The 17,014-nt window shown below is 69.6% G+C and carries 15 protein-coding genes and 2 tRNA genes; 12 read left to right on the top strand and 5 right to left on the bottom strand.

Translation table 11 applies throughout. The features are described from left to right. Nucleotides 1–232: 232 nt before the first annotated feature. Nucleotides 233–308 (top strand) — tRNA-Asn (locus tag ATC03_RS11200). 60 nt (nucleotides 309–368) lie between these two features. Here the strand turns inward: ATC03_RS11200 and ATC03_RS11195 are convergent. Next, entirely contained in the window at nucleotides 369–734 is a 366-nt protein-coding gene (locus ATC03_RS11195; RefSeq protein WP_067876922.1) for a gamma-glutamylcyclotransferase family protein, read from the bottom strand. A 242-nt stretch (nucleotides 735–976) separates the two neighbouring features. On the opposite strand from ATC03_RS11195, the gene ATC03_RS11190 reads away from it, so the two are divergent. Both ATC03_RS11190 and ATC03_RS11185 read left to right on the top strand, forming a co-directional pair. Then, entirely contained in the window at nucleotides 977–1,648 is a 672-nt protein-coding gene (locus tag ATC03_RS11190) for an AzlC family ABC transporter permease (RefSeq protein WP_067881963.1), read from the top strand. Further along, entirely contained in the window at nucleotides 1,645–1,950 is a 306-nt protein-coding gene (locus ATC03_RS11185; protein WP_067876919.1) for an AzlD domain-containing protein, read from the top strand. The genes ATC03_RS11190 and ATC03_RS11185 overlap by 4 nt, the downstream gene beginning before the upstream one ends. 90 nt (nucleotides 1,951–2,040) lie before the next feature. Here the strand turns inward: ATC03_RS11185 and def are convergent, their stop codons facing one another. Further along, the gene (gene def, locus ATC03_RS11180; protein WP_067876916.1) at nucleotides 2,041–2,607 is read right to left on the bottom strand and encodes a peptide deformylase; all 567 of its coding nucleotides are present in this window, start codon (nucleotides 2,605–2,607) and stop codon (nucleotides 2,041–2,043) included. A 39-nt stretch (nucleotides 2,608–2,646) separates the two neighbouring features. Between def and ATC03_RS11175 the strand changes: the two genes are divergently transcribed. From ATC03_RS11175 to ATC03_RS11165, 3 genes are all read left to right on the top strand, one after another. Continuing rightward, nucleotides 2,647–3,564: a DMT family transporter gene (locus tag ATC03_RS11175; RefSeq protein ID WP_067876913.1), complete on the top strand. Its 918-nt coding sequence runs from the start codon at nucleotides 2,647–2,649 to the stop codon at nucleotides 3,562–3,564. Between the two features lie 137 nt (nucleotides 3,565–3,701). Next, on the top strand, nucleotides 3,702–4,958 hold the full coding sequence (locus ATC03_RS11170; protein WP_067876906.1) for a glycosyltransferase: 1,257 nt from the start codon (nucleotides 3,702–3,704) through the stop codon (nucleotides 4,956–4,958). A 10-nt stretch (nucleotides 4,959–4,968) separates the two neighbouring features. Beyond that, nucleotides 4,969–5,042 (top strand) — tRNA-Ile (locus ATC03_RS11165). A gap of 87 nt (nucleotides 5,043–5,129) precedes the next feature. Here the strand turns inward: ATC03_RS11165 and ATC03_RS20990 are convergent. The 3 genes from ATC03_RS20990 to ATC03_RS11150 all read right to left on the bottom strand — a co-directional run bounded on the left by ATC03_RS20990 (nucleotide 5,130) and on the right by ATC03_RS11150 (nucleotide 8,000). After that, complete coding sequence (locus tag ATC03_RS20990; RefSeq protein WP_067876904.1) at nucleotides 5,130–5,483, bottom strand: tyrosine-type recombinase/integrase; 354 nt, start codon at nucleotides 5,481–5,483, stop codon at nucleotides 5,130–5,132. Between the two features lie 211 nt (nucleotides 5,484–5,694). Continuing rightward, a complete protein-coding gene (locus ATC03_RS11155) occupies nucleotides 5,695–7,011 on the bottom strand; it encodes a DUF2252 domain-containing protein (protein WP_198168704.1) in 1,317 nt (438 codons plus the stop codon). Between the two features lie 305 nt (nucleotides 7,012–7,316). Continuing rightward, nucleotides 7,317–8,000 (bottom strand): TetR/AcrR family transcriptional regulator, encoded by a 684-nt coding sequence (locus ATC03_RS11150; RefSeq protein WP_152030930.1) that lies wholly within the window; start codon nucleotides 7,998–8,000, stop codon nucleotides 7,317–7,319. Nucleotides 8,001–8,178: 178 nt separating this feature from the next. Here ATC03_RS11150 and ATC03_RS11145 point away from each other — a divergent pair, with 178 nt between their 5' ends. From ATC03_RS11145 to ATC03_RS11120, 6 genes are all read left to right on the top strand, one after another. After that, nucleotides 8,179–9,510 carry an MFS transporter gene (locus ATC03_RS11145; RefSeq protein ID WP_067876897.1) on the top strand — a complete coding sequence of 444 codons (1,332 nt, stop codon included), beginning with the start codon at nucleotides 8,179–8,181 and terminating at the stop codon, nucleotides 9,508–9,510. A 53-nt stretch (nucleotides 9,511–9,563) separates the two neighbouring features. After that, complete coding sequence (locus ATC03_RS11140; protein WP_067876894.1) at nucleotides 9,564–12,254, top strand: family 78 glycoside hydrolase catalytic domain; 2,691 nt, start codon at nucleotides 9,564–9,566, stop codon at nucleotides 12,252–12,254. 76 nt (nucleotides 12,255–12,330) lie between these two features. Further along, nucleotides 12,331–13,569 carry a glycoside hydrolase family 1 protein gene (locus tag ATC03_RS11135; protein WP_067881958.1) on the top strand — a complete coding sequence of 413 codons (1,239 nt, stop codon included), beginning with the start codon at nucleotides 12,331–12,333 and terminating at the stop codon, nucleotides 13,567–13,569. Further along, nucleotides 13,566–14,399 (top strand): SDR family NAD(P)-dependent oxidoreductase, encoded by an 834-nt coding sequence (locus ATC03_RS11130; RefSeq protein WP_067876891.1) that lies wholly within the window; start codon nucleotides 13,566–13,568, stop codon nucleotides 14,397–14,399. The genes ATC03_RS11135 and ATC03_RS11130 overlap by 4 nt, the downstream gene beginning before the upstream one ends. A gap of 5 nt (nucleotides 14,400–14,404) precedes the next feature. Further along, complete coding sequence (locus ATC03_RS11125) at nucleotides 14,405–15,256, top strand: sugar phosphate isomerase/epimerase family protein (RefSeq protein ID WP_067876888.1); 852 nt, start codon at nucleotides 14,405–14,407, stop codon at nucleotides 15,254–15,256. Continuing rightward, nucleotides 15,253–16,998 carry a family 43 glycosylhydrolase gene (locus tag ATC03_RS11120; RefSeq protein WP_198168703.1) on the top strand — a complete coding sequence of 582 codons (1,746 nt, stop codon included), beginning with the start codon at nucleotides 15,253–15,255 and terminating at the stop codon, nucleotides 16,996–16,998. The genes ATC03_RS11125 and ATC03_RS11120 overlap by 4 nt, the downstream gene beginning before the upstream one ends. Nucleotides 16,999–17,014 lie beyond the last annotated feature (16 nt).

Genomic DNA, 17,014 nt, shown 5'->3' with positions numbered 1-17,014 from the left:
CACGGCCTCTGGTGCGCCGACGACCGATCGCGGTCTTCGGGCTGCCGTCTCGGCCGCTCGAGGCGGTGCGTCACGCGCACCAGCGCGCATTCAGGTGCAACGACTACGGTGAAATCACGTCTGGTCTGGGAGTCCCCTGCGGCGACACGACCGTCGCATTGTCGAGGGTCGCTCGAATTGGTCAGACGCGCGGTTCTTGCTAGAGTAAATCCGCTGCATCACGCAGAAATGATCCTCCATAGCTCAATTGGCAGAGCAATCGGCTGTTAACCGGTAGGTTCTTGGTTCGAGTCCAAGTGGGGGAGCCAGACAGGCCCCGCGTTCTTCGGAATGCGGGGCCTTCGTCGTGTTCGCGGCCGATTCGGCCCTCACGATCGGTCGCGGCCTACCTCGCGCCCTGCGTCGGCCGCGAGGTAGGCCCACGCGTCGAGCCCGGAGCCGAGCACGACCGCGGTGCGGACGTAGTCGTCGACCTCGTACGCGTCGGTCGCCGCGAGCTCCTCGTCGGCCAACTCGAGGTAGGCGCCCTCGACGACGTCGTGAGCCGTGCCGGGGCGGAGGATCGGATGGCGGTCGGATCCGCTGGTCGCGATCACCGCGGCATCCGTGATCCGAACCTGATCGAGCCGGTAGCCGGGCAGCGTGTCGGCGACGGTCGGCACGGCACGCCCGTAGAGCGCCGACTGGACGTCGGCCTGGCGGAGGGTGCCGTACGAGAACACGCGGTGGGTCATGCCAGCAGCCTATGGGTGGCCCGCTCGGGGCGCGGCGGACCTGGCCTAGGCTTTTGCGAGGTGTCGTGGGCGGCGGGTGGTCGCCGATGCCGCCCGGTCGAGCGAGTCGATCGGATCGAGCGCTGCGGGAGGCGAACGTGCACGACGAACGCACCGGCGACGCCCCCGAGGGAGGCGCCGCCAAGGCCGGTGCGGACGCTGCCGGCGCACTCGACGCCGAGTCCGCCGCCGCTCGCTCCGCGGTGATCCGCGATTCGCTCTCGGTCGGGCTCGCGACCGCCGCGTACGGCATCTCGTTCGGGGCGCTGTCGGTGGCATCCGGTCTGGATGTCTGGCAGACGATGTTCCTCAGCCTCGTGATGTTCACGGGCGGCTCGCAGTTCGCGCTCATCGGCGTGCTCGCGGGCGGTGGCGTCGCAGCGGCGGGCCCCGCGATCGCCGCCGCCGCGCTGCTCGGCGTGCGCAACGTCGTCTACGGGATGCGCATGAAGCCGCTCGTCGACCGCCGCGGACCCGTCACCCGGGTCGCGGCGGCCTGGATCACGATCGACGAGTCGACGGCCGTCGCCCTCGCGCAGTCAGAGGACCGCAGCGCGCGCCTCGGGTTCTGGCTCACGGGTGGGATCGTCTTCGTCGGCTGGAACATCACGACCCTGGTCGGCGCCCTCATCGGCGACGCGCTCGGGGACACCAGGGCCTGGGGGCTCGACGCCGCCGCGGCCGCCGCCTTCCTCGGGCTGCTGTGGCCTCGCCTGAAGCGCGTGCAGGCCGGCGCGGTCGCCGTCGGTGCCGCGGTCGTGGCGACCATCACGACTCCGGTGCTCGTGCCGGGTCTGCCGGTGCTCGTCGCGGCGCTCGTCGCGCTCGTCGTCGGCTGGTTCGACCTCTTCGACCGGGAGCGGGCGACCCCATGACCCTGTGGCACGTCATTCTCATCGCCTCGATCGCGACGCTCGCGCTGAAGCTCGGCGGCTACATCGTGCCGGCCGGGCTCCTCGAGCGCGAGCGCCCGGCGCGCATCGCCGACCTGCTCACGGTGGCGCTGCTCGCGGCGCTCATCGCCGTGCAGACCCTCGGCGCCGGGCAGGCGATCGTGCTCGACGCACGCGTTCCCGCCGTGCTCGTCGCGGCCGCGCTCTACGCGCTGCGCGTGCCGTTCGTGATCGTCGTGATCGTGGCCGCGGCGGTGGCCGCCGGCATCCGCGCCTTCACCTGAACGGCCGGGCGAGCGGATGCCGCGCGCGGGCGTCATCTCGAACGGCGGCGTCATCTCGAACGACGGCGGCGCGCGGCATCCGGAGCCTGATCAGCCCTCGAGGTCGTCGACCCCGGGCATCCACGACACGCCGGGCTCGCCCCAGCCGACCTTGCGGCAGATCTTCGCGACGATGCGCTGCTCCTTGTCGGTGAGGCGATCGGTGTAGAGCGTGCCGTCGAGGTGGTCGAACTCGTGCTGGAAGATGCGGGCGAGCCACCCCTCGGCCTGGATCTCGAACGGGTTGCCGTCGAGGTCGGTCGCGCGCAGCACGGCGCGTTCGGCACGGCGCAGCGGGAACCGCTCGCCGGGGAACGAGAGGCAGCCCTCGGACTCGTCGTCGGGGTCGGGGTGACCGGGCGTGAGCGGGGAGATCCACAGCTCGGGGTTGATCGCCACGCCACGCCACGACTGCTCGGACTCATCGGTCCACGTGAAGGTGAAGATCCGCAACGGCACCCCGACCTGCGGTGCGGCCAGGCCGACGCCCGGCGCGGCATCCATCGTCTCGTAGAGGTCGCGGACGAGCTCGCGGATGTCGTCGTCGATCGTCTCGACGGGGAGCGCGGGGGAGTGGAGCACCGGATCGCCGGTGATGCGAATGGGAAGCACGGCCATTCGCCAAGGATATCGACGCCGGAAGGGTAGGGTCGTTCCGTGGATCCGAACCTCAGCGACCTGACCGATCAGATCGCCCTCGACCCGAAGCAGTTCATCGGCATCCCCCTGGCACTCGTCGGGGCGGTGTTCCTCTCGCTCGGCGCGCAGTTCCAGCACCGCGGCGTCACCAAGGTCGAGGCGCACACGGCCGATGCCCTCGGCAAGGGGCTGAGCGCCGGTCAACTCTGGCTGCTGCTCGCGCGCCCTTCCTGGGTCATCGGCACCCTGATGCTCGGACTCGCGATCGTCTTCCAACTCGCGAGCCTCACCTTCGCGCCGATCATCGTGGTGCAGCCGCTCGGCGCCATCGCCCTCGTGATCACGTCGATCCTGAACTCGCGGATCAACAAGGTCAAGCTCAACTCGAAGTCGATCACGGCCATCGTCATGTGCGTCGGCGGCGTGTTCCTCTTCGTCGGCGTCGCGGCGTTCACGGCGGTCGACAAGCCCGTCACCGATCGGCAGCTCATCACGATCCTCACGCTGCTCGCCTGCGTGCTGGTCGCCGCCGGGCTGGCGTTCTGGTTCTTCCGCAGCAAGATCCGGGCCACCTTCTACGTACTCATGGCGGGTGTGCTCTACGGCTTCGTCGCCACCCTCGCGAAGGTCGTCATCGGTCGCGTGCAGCAGGGCGAGTTCGAGTGGCTCACCCTCACGTGCGTCATCGGACTGCTGGCCGCCACCGCGCTCGGCGCCTACTTCGTGCAGAACGCCTACGCCTCCGGCCCGCCCGACCTCGTCATCGCGGGCCTCACCGTCGTCGATCCGATCGTCGCCGTGCTCATCGGCATCGTCGTGCTCGGCGAGGCGTCGCAGGCCGGCATCTTCGCGAACCTGACCTTCGCCGTCGCGGGCGCGATCGCCGTCTGGGGCGTGTTCCTGCTCGCCCGAAACCACCCGCAGACGAGGCTCTGACGCTCGGCGACATGCCCGCGAAGCCGCTGACTCAGCGGACTGCATAGACTATCTTCGAACTCATCGCCCGCGACCATCCCTGCGCTGCGGCGAGATCGGCCGAATCGGCCGCCCAGAATTGTGAGGAACATCTCCACGTGTCTGACACTCCCGGTGCGACATCCCCCAATGCCGCTGACCGCGCAGAGCCGGAACGGCCGCTCAGGATCCTGATCGGTGCCGATACCTTCGCGCCCGATGTCAACGGCGCCGCACGCTTCGCCGAGCGTCTCGCCGCCGGCCTCGTCGAACGAGGTCACGACGTGCACGTCGTCGCTCCGGCCGCGAGCCGAAAGAGCGGGTCGTGGCCAGAGGTGCACGAAGGCCAGGAGATCACGGCCCACCGCCTCCACAGCTGGCGTTGGTACCCGCACGACTGGCTGCGATTCGCGCTGCCCTGGCGCATCCGCCAGAACAGCGCTCGCATCATCGACGCCGTGAAGCCCGACGTCGTGCACTTCCAGTCGCACATCATCGTCGGGCGCGGTCTCTCGATCGAGGCCGAGAAGCGCGGCATCCGCATCGTGGGCACGAACCACTTCATGCCCGAGAACATGCTCGAGTTCACGCTGCTGCCCAAGGCCTGGCAGGACTGGGCCGTCGGGCTCGCCTGGAAGGCCGCGGGGCGCACCTTCGGTCGCGCCGAATCCGTGACGACACCGACCCTGAAGGCCGCGCAGTTCCTCGAGAAGCACACCGGGCTCGAGAACGTGCACGCCATCTCGTGCGGCATCGACGCGCACAAGTACTCCCCGAACTGGGCGCCGCGCACCGAGAACCGGATCCTCTTCGTCGGCCGTGTCACCGGCGAGAAGCAGATCGACGTGCTGCTGCGCGCCCTCACCCTGCTGCCCGATTCGCTCGATGCCAAGGTCGAGATCGTCGGAGGCGGCGACCAGAAGCGCAACCTCGAGAACCTCGCCGTCGAACTCGGCATCGCCGATCGCGTGACCTTCACCGGCTACGTCACCGACGAAGAGCTCCGCGAGGCCTACCACCGCGCATCCGTGCTCGCCATGCCCTCGATCGCCGAGCTCCAGAGCATCGTGACCATGGAGGCCATGGCCTCGGCCCTGCCCGTCGTCGCCGCGAACGCCATGGCGCTGCCGCACCTCGTGCACGACGGCCAGAACGGCTACCTGTTCGAGCCGAGCAGCCCGACCGACCTCGCGGCGAAGCTGCGCACCGTGCTCGAGGCCTCGCCCGACGACTACAACGCCATGAAGGCGTCGTCGCTGAAGTACATCAAGGCCCACGACATCACGCGCACACTCGACACGTTCGAGAGTCTGTATCGTGGTCAGCGCGTGACCGATCCGGTCACCGAGTCGATCCCGGTCATCCTTCCCGACTGAGGTCGCTCACGGGGCGGTAGCTCAGCCGGTTAGAGCAGTGGACTCATAATCCATCGGTCACGGGTTCAAGTCCCGTCCGCCCTACTCTATGAAATCCTCGGTCGGAGGATGTTTCTGCGAGCGGGCTCGAGCGCCGGATCGTCGGCTCCGATGGCGAATGCTAGGGAATCGCTAGGGAACGTCGACAGAACGGCGCGGAATGAGCGCCGCAGCGGCGGTCGCTGCCTGTGCTCCGACTCCATCGAGGAAGTGCCCGTACGTGTCGCTCGTGACCTGCACTGACGAGTGACCGAGACGCTTCGACACGAGCGCGAGCGGCACGCCTGCGGCGAGCATGAGTGAGGCCTGCAGGTGTCGCAGGTCATGGAAGCGCACGAGCGGAAGCGGGCTCGTTGTGGTGCCCTTCCGGGTGGCTTCGGGCGCTTCGGCGTTGTACGTGCGGATGGCGCGGGGGAACCGGCGCGTGACGTCCTCGGGGGAGAACGGCCGGCCATCCTGCCACGTGAGCCTCGACGTGGACGGCATCGACGAGGCGACGAGGCGTGCACATGCTCCCTCGCGCGCAGCAATACACATCTGCTGCCGCCGAATCGTCGTCGGGCGGTCCGAGAAGTGGCGGCGGACGTCAGATCCGGCTGGGTCCCGGTGCGGGGGCGTAGTCGATGACGATCTTGTACGACTGCCAGAGGGTCGTCTCGGTATAGGGGTCGCCGACGGTACGCGCCCCGAACCGCGGTCAGACTCCGGTCTCGGCCGGGAGGCGTCCGGATGCGACGGCTCGGCGCAGCAGCTCGAAGTCGGCCTCGGCGACATCGGCGTAGGCGGCCGACCATGCCGCCGTCGCCTCGGCGAATTCTTCGGATCGGCCGAGGTAGCCCATGATCGCAGCCGAGGCGGGTGACTGCCCGTGCGCCCGAGCCAGGAGTGCGGCGCACAGCGCACCGTACGAGCGGAACTGGCCGGTGTCGAGCGTGTCCGGCTCGATCGACCCCTTCATGTCGCGGAACTGCCGCCAGTAGTAGTCCACCCGGTAACGATCCGCGGAGTCACCGGCCCAGCCGCGGATCCATCCGACGAAGAGGTCGGAGTTCGCCTGCAGGATCCGCTGGGCGGCGACGACGCGGTGGCCCTCGATGAAGTCCGTCACGCCGGGGCGACCGGGGATGATCGACCGCCGTCCCCCGTACGTCGTCAAGACGGACGGCGGAGCCTCCTTGGCCTGGAGGAACAGCATGTCGCCGGTGGGGCCCTCAACTGCGATCAAGTAGCAGCGGGTGCCGACGCTGCCGACACCGACGACCCGGAGGGCGAAGTCGACCACGCGGTACTGCTCCAGCAGGAACGCGATGTCCTCACGCAGGGTCGCGCGGTATTGGGCGAAGAGGTCGGTGACCTCGCCCAAGGTCGCGTGGTCGACGTGGCGCAGGATGGGAGGTTGATCGACGATGCGGATGCCGCCGTCGACCGAGATCGTCGTCAGGCGCTGCAGGAGCCGCTCGGACGTGCGTGCGCGGGCCTTCTTCGCCGCTTTGCGCACCGTCCGCTCGCCTTTCTCCCCTAGGTGGCGTGCGACCGCGGACGTGTCGACCCGGGTGTAGTAGCGCTCCCGCGTGGAGAGGCGGCAATAGCCCCGCAACATCTCGCGGTATGCGTCAGCCGCGGCGAAGGCCGCGTCGCGGCATGCGTCCTCGCTCAAGCCGATGTCGCGCCCGCTGATGTACACGCTCGCGGTGAGTCGGCGCACGTCCCACTCCCACGGCGCGACGCCGCCCTCGTCGAAGTCGTTGAGGTCGAAGACGAGCGCGCGTTCGGGCGAGGCGAAGAAACCGAAGTTCGAGATGTGGGCGTCGCCCCAGGAGACGACTTCGAGGTCGGTGGTGGGTGCACTGCGCAGGTCGGCCGCCATGACCGCTGCCGTGCCCCGGTAGAACGAGAACGGCGATTGCAGCATCCGTCCCACCCGCACCGGCACGAGATCCTTCAGTCTCGACGCGTGCTGTTCCTCGAGGATGCCGAGGGGATCCCGGTCGACGGGGAGGACCAGTTCGGCCAAGCTTCGCCGCGGCAGACGCTTGCGTACCCGGCGCCCGGCTTCGTTCGCCGATGGCCGTCGCTCGCCGTTGCCCATGTGGCAGGCTACCGCGTGACGGCGAGTGACCGGGGGCGGACGGTCACATCAAGGAGGGGCCATCCGTCGTCGCCGGAGGTGCGGGGCGGACCGTCGAAGATCGGCGGCACTCCCCGGCGCGTCGGATCAGCTGTCGAGGATGCCACTCCTGGCATCCCGGTTGCTCGAGCCCGAGGTGGTCGCCTCCACTGCACCTGATCGAGCTGCGCTGTGTCGCAGCGTACGCGTGGTCAGTCTGACGCTGGCGATGCGTCGAGGGTGCCGCGCCGATCGTCGTCGGTGGTGATGAGGCGCATGAACGTCTCGAGCAGCGGCAGGGTCTCGCGCGACGGGTCGAGCAGGGCCTGGATGCGAAGTCCATCCATCATCGCCATGAGCATGGTGACCTTGTCGTCTGCGGTGAGCTCTTCGCTGTCGTGTGCGGTGGTGAGTCGGCCGCTCGAGAAGTGCACGCGCATGCGCTCGCGTCGCGCGATGAAGAAGTCGTGCGCAGGGTGCTCGGGGTTCGTGGCGGCGACCGTGATCGCAAGCCAGTTGCGCTGGTGTTCGGGATGGGAGAACTCGTCGGCGAGCACGCTCGAGAGCACGCGCTCGGCTGAGACCTTCGACTGCATGATGCGGCGCGCCATCTCCTCGTCGTCGTCGTCGCGCTGCGCGAGGGCGGCGAGGAGGAGATCGTCCTTGCTGGCGAAGTGCCGGAGGAGTGCGGCGTGCGTCAGGTTGGCCCTGGCGGCGATGTCGCGGAGGGACGCACGCTCGTACCCGTGCTCGGCGAAGCTCGCGAGTGCGGCGCGGACGATCTCCGCGCGGCGTGCCGGCGTGCTCGCGTACGGTCCGCGGGGGCCCCGGGGCGCGGGGGTCCGCGCCGCGGCGTCCGGCGCCACCGCGATGACCGAGGGGTTCGTACCGTGCATGTCTTCTCCCTGTCGGCCCATTCATGGAGTCTGGCAGACCAGCATCCGAAGCCGACTTGCCAATCGTAACCGCTGTGGTTACTCTTGGCCACAACGTAACCAATCTGGTTACTTTTGAGGAATCCCTCAGCACGGCCCGCGTACGATCGCGTGGTCGGCTTCACCGATGAAGGAGTCAATGGTGACGAAGAACGAGCCGGGCGCGGAGCACGCCGCCGGCCTCGCCGTGTCCGACGCGAATGTCGCGCCGGTGGTCGACAGCGCTGTGGTCGATCCGCAGCAGCCGATGAGCAAGGGCTACATCGTCTGGCTCATGCTCGCCAGCTTCGGCGCGTCGATGGCGATGATGGTCCCGCTCTCGTACGGCATCGCGGTGCGGATCACCGAGCTCGCGCCGGGCCACGAAGAGTTCCTGGGATTCATCACGGGCATCGCACAGGCCGTCTACCTCGTCATCAGCCCGCTCGTCGGCATCTGGAGCGACCGCACGCGCTCGCGGTTCGGCCGCCGGAGCCCGTTCATCTACCTCGGCACCGCGATCGGCCTCGCGGGACTCGTCGTCATCGGCCTTGCGCCGAGCCTGCTGATCGTCGGTGCCGGTTGGGTGCTCGGCATGGTCGGCTGGTCGATCGCCGGTGCGGCCCTGCAGACGATCCAGGCCGACAAGCTGCCCGAGTCGCAACGCGGCAAGGTGTCGGCCCTCACCGGCCTGATGACGCAGATCGCACCGGTGCTCGGCATCGGCGTCGCCTACGCGGTGTCGTCGAACACGTTCCTGGTCTTCGTCGTGCCGGGCGCGATCGGCGCCGTGCTGCTCGCGCTCTTCCCGCTCATCAAGCCCGAGGGCAGCTCGAAGGACCTCGCTGCGTCGACACAGGTCACGGTCAGGTCCGTCGTCTCGAGCTACGGCTTCAACATCCGCAAGTACCCCGACTTCGCGTGGAACTGGCTCGGTCGTTTCGTCTTCTTCATCGGCCTGTACTTCAACACGACCTTCGGCACGTTCTTCTACGCTCAGCGCCTCGACATGCCCGTGCGCGAGGTCGCCGGCGTGGTCGCCACGGTGGGCATGATCGGCGTGCTCGCAGCCGCCGTCGGTGCGATCGCGGGCGGATTCCTCTCCGACAAGCTCCAGCGTCGTCGCCTGTTCGTCATGATCGCCGCCGTGCTGTTCGTCGTCGGTGCGGTCGTCGAAGCCACCGCGTGGTCGCTTCCGCAGATCGTCGCCGGCGCCGTGCTCATGCAGCTCACGATCGCCGTGTTCGCGACCGTCGACCAGGCGATCGTCTACGCGATCATCCCCGAGCGCGACCAAGCGGGTCGATACATGGCGGTCATCCAGTTCGCCCAGAAGATCCCGAGCGCGATCGCGCCACTGCTGGCCGGTCTCGTGATCATGATCGGCGCGACCGGCGGTGAGAAGAACTACACCCTGCTGTACCTGCTCGGTGCCGGGTTCGCCTTCTTCGGCGGCCTCATCATCCTGCTCAAGGTCAAGTCGATCCGCTGACCCGGGCGCCGCCCGCCCCGATCTCCCAGCATCAGCGAAGGAAGCGATCCATCATGCTCACCGCACCCTCCGACCTGGCCGTCGACGCAGGCGGCGACGGTTTCACCGTCACCAGTGCTGCGCCGCGGCTCTCGTGGAAGGACCCCGTCGACCGCGACATCCACACCGCCTATGTGGTCGAAGCCGTGATCGACGATGCTGAGCCGCTCGTCGCCGAGGTGACCGGCCGTCGTCTGGTCGCCTGGCCGTTCCAGGCTCCGCGAAGCGGTCAGCAGGTGCGGTGGCGCGTTCGCGTCGCGTCCGAGGGAGCGACGGATGCCGCGTGGTCCGCGTTCGCGGTGTTCGAGGCGGGTCTCCTCGACGAAGACTGGACCGCGCAGTGGATCTCGCCGGTCGAGGCGCCCGTCGGCTCCGACGACGACCCTGGATACGGGCGGCGCGCGGCCCACGTGCTCGCGGGCGGCTTCACGGTCGCCGGCGCGGTCGTGACCGCACGGCTCTACTCGACCGCGCTCGGGCTCTACACGGCAACCGTGAACGGCGAGCGCGTCGGCACGGTCGAGCTCGCGCCGGGTTCCACGTCGTACGACCGCACGCTCTATGCGCAGGCCGCCGACGTCACGGCCCTCGTCCGCGACGGTGTCAACGTGATCGAGCTCGAGCTCTCCGACGGCTGGTTCCGCGGTCAGGTCGGCGCGTTCCGGCTCCCCGCGGGATGGGGCACGACGCTGGGTGCCCGCATCGAACTGCACCTCGAGTTCGCCGACGGTACCCGGCGGGTCGTGGTCAGCGACGAGACGTGGACGAGCCGCCGCTCGGCGATCACGCGCGCCGACCTCATGGACGGGCAGACCCTCGACCTCTCGACGCCTCGCGCGGCCGCGGCATCCGTCCTCGTCGATGTCGTCGACGCACCGTCGATCGACTGGTCGCCCGCGCCACCGGTCCGCGTCGTCGAGACGCGAACGCCGGTCGAGCTCCGCCGCCTCGCCGACGGCGCGTGGCTTGCCGACTTCGGGCAGAACGCGTCCGGGTGGATCCGACTCACCGACCTCGGCGCACCGGGCACCCGCACGGTGCTCGAGTACGGCGAGGCGCTCGGCCGCGACGGCGATCTCGACACGTCGCACCTCGACTCCGATCGGCCCGAGGGGCGCATGGCGTTCGTGCAGCGCGACGAGGTCGTCGCGGGGGAGCAGGGGGGCGACTTCGAGCCCCGCCACACCGTGCACGGCTTCCGGTACGCGCGGATCGCGAGGTCCGACGGCGGCACGCTCGCACCGGCATCCCTCGAGATGCACATCGTGCAGACCGACCTCCGCCGTACCGGCGCGTTCGCATGCAGCGACGACGACCTGAACCGCCTGCACGAGATCGCCGACTGGAGCTTCCGCGGCAACGCGGTCGACGTGCCCACCGACTGCCCGACCCGCGAGCGGCTCGCCTGGACCGGCGACTACCAGGTGTTCGCGCCGATGGCGACGCGCCTCTACGACGTGAACGGCTTCAGCCGAAAGTGGCTGCGGTCGGTGCGCGACGACCAGCTCGACGACGGTCGCATCGCGAACTTCTCGCCCGACGGCCGGCGCATCAAGCACCACCTCGACGACCAGTTCGCCATGATGACCGGTTCGTCGGGCTGGGGCGACGCGATCGTCGCCGTGCCGTGGGAGCTCTACCAGGCGTACGGCGACGAACAGGTGCTCGCCGAGAACGTCGACGCGATGGTGCGCTGGGTCGATTGGGCGCTCGAGCAGGCGCGCACGACCAGGCACTTCGCCCGCGTGCATGCCTCCGCCGAGCCCCAGCCGTTCGAGCAGTATCTCTGGGACGGCACGTTCCACTGGGGCGAATGGACCGAACCGCGGGAGCGCGATGCCGATGGACATCGCATCGACCCGATCAAGCACGATCCGATGGCCTGGTTCATGGCGGACAAGGGCGAGGTCGGCACCGCCTACCTGCATCGGTCGACCGCGACGCTCGCCCGCATCGCGGGCATTCTGGGTCGCGACGAGGATGCCGCCCGCTACGCGGCGAGCGCCGAGCGCATCGCCGACGCCTGGCGGCAGGCCTACCTCCGTCCCGACGGCACGACCACGACCGACACGCAGGCCGCCTATGTGCGCGCGCTTGCGTTCGGCCTCGTGCCCGACGAGCTGCGGGAGGCCGCGGCTGACCGGCTCGTCGCGCTGATCAGGGCGGCGGGCACGCACGTCGGCACCGGCTTCCTGGCAACCGGCGACCTGCTCCCCGTGCTCGCAGACCACGGGCGGGCGGATGTCGCGTACGAGCTCCTGCAGCAACGCAGCGCGCCGTCGTGGCGGTACATGCTCGACCGCGGCGCGACCACGGTCTGGGAGGACTGGGAGGGCATCGACGAGCACGGCGACGCCCACGAGTCCCTGAACCACTACAGCAAGGGCGCCGCGATGCGGTTCCTGCACACCCACACCCTCGGGCTCCGGCAGGACGCCGACTCGATCGGATGGGAGCAGGTCGTCATCGAGCCGATTCCGGGCGGCGGGCTCACGTGGGCGCGCGGCTCGCACGACGGCCCGCAGGGCACGATCGCGGTCGAGTGGCGGATCGAGGGCGAGCGGATGTCGCTGACCGCCGAGATCCCGTCGGGCACGAGCGCCCGCGTGGTGATGCCCGACGGCACCGAGCACCGGATCCCGGCGGGCCGATTCACGACCTCGGCACCACTGCCCGCGTACGATGACGCGCCCGCCACGGCGTGACCCCGTCGCCGCGGCATCGGCACGCGGCATCCAGAACCGAAATCACACCCGCTCAACGAACGAGAGGAACGAACTCATGACCACCTTCCCCGATGGATTCCTGTGGGGTGCCGCAACTGCGGGCCACCAGATCGAGGGCAACAACCTGAACAGCGACTGGTGGGCGCGCGAGCAGATGATGCCCGGCATGGAGCTCTCCGGCGATGCCGTCGACAGCTACCACCGCTACGCCGAGGACATCCGCCTGCTGGCTGAAGCCGGGCTGACCTCGTACCGGTTCAGCCTGGAGTGGTCGCGCATCGAGCCGGTGCGCGGGCACTTCTCGAAGGCCGAGCTCGCGCACTACCGGCGCGTGATCGACTGCTGCCTCGAGCATGGCGTGACCCCGGTCGTGACGCTGCAGCACTTCACCACGCCGCAGTGGTTCGCCGCGCTCGGCGGCTGGGACGGCCCCGAAGCGCAGGAGCTGTTCTGCGCCTACGTCGAGCAGGCCTGCACGATCCTCGATGGCGTCGAGTGGGTCGCGACGATGAACGAGCCGAACATGCAGGCCGCGATCATGACCGCGATGCGCCACCTCGCGGCATCCGGCGGTGAGTGGACCAGCCCCACGGTCGAGGCCGATGGCGACGACGAGAAGAAGCAGACCCACAGCGAGTTCCTCATGTACGCCGATCCCGAGATCGGGCGCCTGTTCACCCGCATCCACCACGCGGCCCGCGAGATCGTACGCGAGCGCACCGGAGCGAAGGTCGGTTGGACGATCGCGGCCGGCGCGCTGACCGCGGCGCCCGGCGGCGAGGAGAAGCTCCTGCAGATCCGCTACGGCAAGGAGGACGTGTACTGGGAGGGAAGCCGTGGCGACGACTTCGTTGGCGTTCAGGCGTACTCGACCCAGCAGGTCGACGCGAACGGACTCGTGCCGCACCCGCCCGCACCCGACAACACGCTCGTCGGGACCGCGTTCCGGCCCGACTCGCTGGCGATGGCGGTGCGCCACGCCTGGGAGGTCAGCGAGCACACCCCGATCGTGATCACCGAGAACGGCATCGCGACCGCCGACGACACGCAGCGCATCCGCTACACCGACGAAGCCCTGCGGGGCCTCGCGGGCACCATCGCCGACGGCATCGACGTGCGCGGTTACCTGCACTGGTCGCTGCTCGACAACTTCGAGTGGGGCCACTGGGAGCCGACGTTCGGCCTCATCGCGGTCGACCGCGACACGTTCGTGCGCACCCCGAAGCCGAGCCTCGCCTGGCTCGGCGAGGTCGCCCAGCGCAACGGGCTCGAGTCGGCGGAGGTCGCAGCGTGAGCTTCCCGTTCGCAGACGTCTCGACTCGGTCGCTGACCGACCTGCTCTCGCTCGCCGGCCGCCGTGCCGTCGTCACCGGTGCCGCACAGGGGCTGGGCAAGGCCATCGCGGCGCGTCTGGCCGAAGCCGGTGCCGACCTCCTGCTGATCGACCTGAACGAGGACGCCGCGCGCGCGGCCGCAGCGGAGCTCGCCGACCGATACGGTGTTCGCGTCGCGAGCACGCACGCCGACGTCACCGACGCGGCCTCGGTCGCGGCCGCCGCAGACCTCGCGGTCGCCGAACTCGGCGGAATCGACGTCTGGGTCAACAACGCCGGGATCTTCCCGAACGCGCCCGTCACGATGATGCCCGACGAGATGTGGGACGCGACGTTCGCGGTCAACGCACGAGGCGTCTTCCTCGGTTCGCGTGAAGCCGCGCGTCGCATGTCGGCCGACGGATCCGGCGGCGTCATCGTCAACATCATCTCGACGGCGGGCGTGCAGGTGGCGTTCCCGGGCATGGCCGCCTACGTGGGATCCAAGCATGCTGCGCTCGGCATGACGAAGTCGCTCGCGGTCGACCTGGCACCCCTCGGCATCCGCGTGCTCGGCGTCGCACCGAGCTTCGTGCCGACCGAGGGCAACCTCGCGGCGGCGAGGGCCGGCGCCGAGGCGGCGGCTGCGGCCGGCATCGAGATGCCGCCGCTCGACGTGATGAGCACGAGCATGATCGGCCGCATGGGCACCCCCGACGACATCGCGCGCGTCGTGCTCTTCGCCGCGAGCGACCTCTCGATGATCATGACGGGCAGCACGCTCCTCGCCGACGCGGGCGAGACGGTCTGAGGGACGTGTTCACCACACGACCGATCAGCGTGCAGCTGTACACGGTGCGCCACGAACTGGCCGACCTGGATGCGACGCTCGGGCGCCTCGCGGACGCCGGCGCCCAGGCGGTTGAGCCGTTCTCGGTGTACGACCGCCCAGCAGAGCTCGCCGCCGTCGCGGCGGCGAACGGGCTCGCGATCCCGACCGCCCACGCACCGCTGCTCTCCGACACGATCAGGCTCGCCGGACGCGAGGTACCGGTGCCGCCCGCTTCCGCCGCCCTCGCCGCAGCGCGGACGCTCGGCGCCGACATCCTGATCGACCCGATGGTCGATGCTGACCGGTGGCGTACCGCCGACGACATCGCCCGGACCGCCGACCGGATGAACGCGCTCGTCGAGCTGGCCGCCGCCGAAGGGCTGGTGGTCGGCCACCACAACCACTCGTTCGAGTTCCATCACCGCATCGGCGACCTAACCGCGTACGAGTACTTCGTATCGCTCCTCGATGAGCGCGTCGCCCTCGAGCTCGACGTCTACTGGGCGACGGCGGCGGGGCAGGATGTGCCGGCGCTCGTCGAGCGACTCGGCTCCCGGGTCCGCGCGCTGCACCTCAAGGATGCTGCACGGGCGGTCGACGTCTTCGCCGCCGGTGTTGACTACGATCCGGCGGTGCTCACGCAGTGCGCGCTCGGGTCGGGGCGTCTGGCGAACGACGAGGCTCTCGCCGCCGCGCCTGCAACCTGTCTTCCGGTCGTCGAGTTCGATCACGTCGAGGACGCCTTCACCGCGATCGCCGCGTCGATCGCGCACCTGCGGGCGATTCGTACACCGGCTGGGCCGCTGCCGATGGATGCCGCGGGGGCGACCTCGTGACCGCGCGGATCGTCTGCAACCCGCTCGACCTCGCCTACCGGTATCAGGACGTGCGGACGCCGTTCGCCGGTCGCAGCGTGCACCGCGAAGCGGCCGACCCCACGGTCGTCTTCTTCCGCGGCCGGTACTTCATGTTCGCGTCGATGACCCGAGGGTTCTGGTACTCCGACGACCTCGTCGAGTGGACGTTGCAGCCGAGCGAGAGGATCCCGGCGATCGACTATGCACCCGACGTCCGCGAGGTCGACGGTGCGCTGCTCTTCACAGCGTCGCGGCGCACGAACGGCCGCTTCTTCCGCAGCGTCGATCCGCTCGCCGATGACTTCGAGGAGGTCGCCCCGAGCGACATCGCGTTCTGGGACCCCGACACCTTCCAGGACGACGACGGCCGGCTCTACCTGTACTGGGGCTGCTCCCACAAGGAACCGATTCAGGGCGTCGAGCTCGACCGTGCGACGCTGCAGCGCATCGGCGAGCCCGTGCCGCTGATCGCCGCCGACACCGAGACCCGCGGATGGGAGCGAACCGGCGACGACTACGTGCCCGTCGTGCGCCGCGGGCTGATGGGCAAGGTGATGGACGCCTACATCGGCGACGCGCCGTTCATCGAGGGCGCGTACATGACCCGCGTCGGTGACCGGTACCACCTGCAGTACGCGGGCCCGGGCACGCAATTCAACACGTACGCCGACGGCGCCTACGTGGGCGATAGGCCGCTCGGCCCATTCGTGTACGACCCGCACAGCCCGTTCTCGTCGAAGCCCGGGGGCTTCATCACCGGCGCGGGGCACGGCAGCACCTTCCAGGACCGGCACGGCAACTGGTGGCATGTCGCAACCATGCGCGTCTCGGTCAACGCCGACTTCGAGCGACGGATCGGCCTGTTCCCGGCCGGGTTCGACGATGACGGCGTGCTGTTCTGCAACCAGAACTTCGCGGACTACCCGATGCAGGTGCCCGACCGTGCGTTCGACCCGTGGACTGAGGCATCCCCGGGCTGGATGCTCCTGTCGCACCGCGCTGTCGCGATCGCCTCGTCGTCGGCCGACGGGCACGACCCGGCGCTCGCGACCGACGAGTCGGTGCGCACCTGGTGGGTCGCCGGCACGGATCGACCGGGGGAGTGGCTGCAGCTCGACCTCGGCGCCGAGGCGACCGTCCACGCGCTGCAGGTCAACCTCGCCGACCACGGCCTCGCATCTCGCGCACCCAAGCGCCGCGACCTCGCGAAGGCGACGTTCGGCAAGCGCGCCGTCTTCCCGGACCCGCAGCCGACCGAGGTTCGTCTCGAGCTCTCGCTGGACGGCGTGGAATGGGCGGTCGTGCACGACACGATCGGCACGCACGAGGACGCCCCGCACGCGTTCGTCGTCCTGCCCGAGGCGCGACGTGCACGGTACATCCGGGTCACCGCGGGCGCGATGCCCTTCGGCGGTGCCTTCGCCGTGAGCGGGTTGCGGGTGTTCGGCCTCGCCGACCTGCCCCTTCCCGGTGCGGCCGACGTCCGCGGCGAACGGCGCGATCCGCGCACGGCCTCGTTGCGGTGGGACGCCGTGCCGGGCGTCGTGGGCTACAACGTGCGGTACGGGCTCTCGCCCGACAAGCTCTACCACTCGTGGCTCGTCTACGACCGGACCGACCTCGAGGTCGGGTCGCTGAACGCGGGGCATCCGTATTGGTTCGCCGTCGACAGCTTCAACGGCGCCGGCGTCACACCCGGCGCCGCGGTCTGCCTCCACTGACCCAGCCCACCTCTCA

Origin of the sequence: Agromyces aureus (assembly GCF_001660485.1) — a bacterium.
Lineage (GTDB): Bacteria > Actinomycetota > Actinomycetes > Actinomycetales > Microbacteriaceae > Agromyces > Agromyces aureus.
The sequence above is the reverse complement of the archived record's forward strand: the minus strand, read 5'-3'. Positions and strand labels throughout refer to the sequence as shown.

Bases quoted from the DNA above. Each gene is read 5' to 3' on its own strand.
- ATC03_RS11185 (WP_067876919.1), top strand. From the start codon at position 1,645: ATGACCCTGTGGCACGTCATTCTCATCGCCTCGATCGCGACGCTCGCG.
- ATC03_RS11145 (WP_067876897.1), top strand. From the start codon at position 8,179: ATGGTGACGAAGAACGAGCCGGGCGCGGAGCACGCCGCCGGCCTCGCC.
- ATC03_RS20990 (WP_067876904.1), bottom strand. From the start codon at position 5,483: ATGCCGTCCACGTCGAGGCTCACGTGGCAGGATGGCCGGCCGTTCTCC.
- def (WP_067876916.1), bottom strand. From the start codon at position 2,607: ATGGCCGTGCTTCCCATTCGCATCACCGGCGATCCGGTGCTCCACTCC.
- ATC03_RS11150 (WP_152030930.1), bottom strand. From the start codon at position 8,000: ATGCACGGTACGAACCCCTCGGTCATCGCGGTGGCGCCGGACGCCGCG.
- ATC03_RS11135 (WP_067881958.1), top strand. From the start codon at position 12,331: ATGACCACCTTCCCCGATGGATTCCTGTGGGGTGCCGCAACTGCGGGC.
- ATC03_RS11140 (WP_067876894.1), top strand. From the start codon at position 9,564: ATGCTCACCGCACCCTCCGACCTGGCCGTCGACGCAGGCGGCGACGGT.
- ATC03_RS11195 (WP_067876922.1), bottom strand. From the start codon at position 734: ATGACCCACCGCGTGTTCTCGTACGGCACCCTCCGCCAGGCCGACGTC.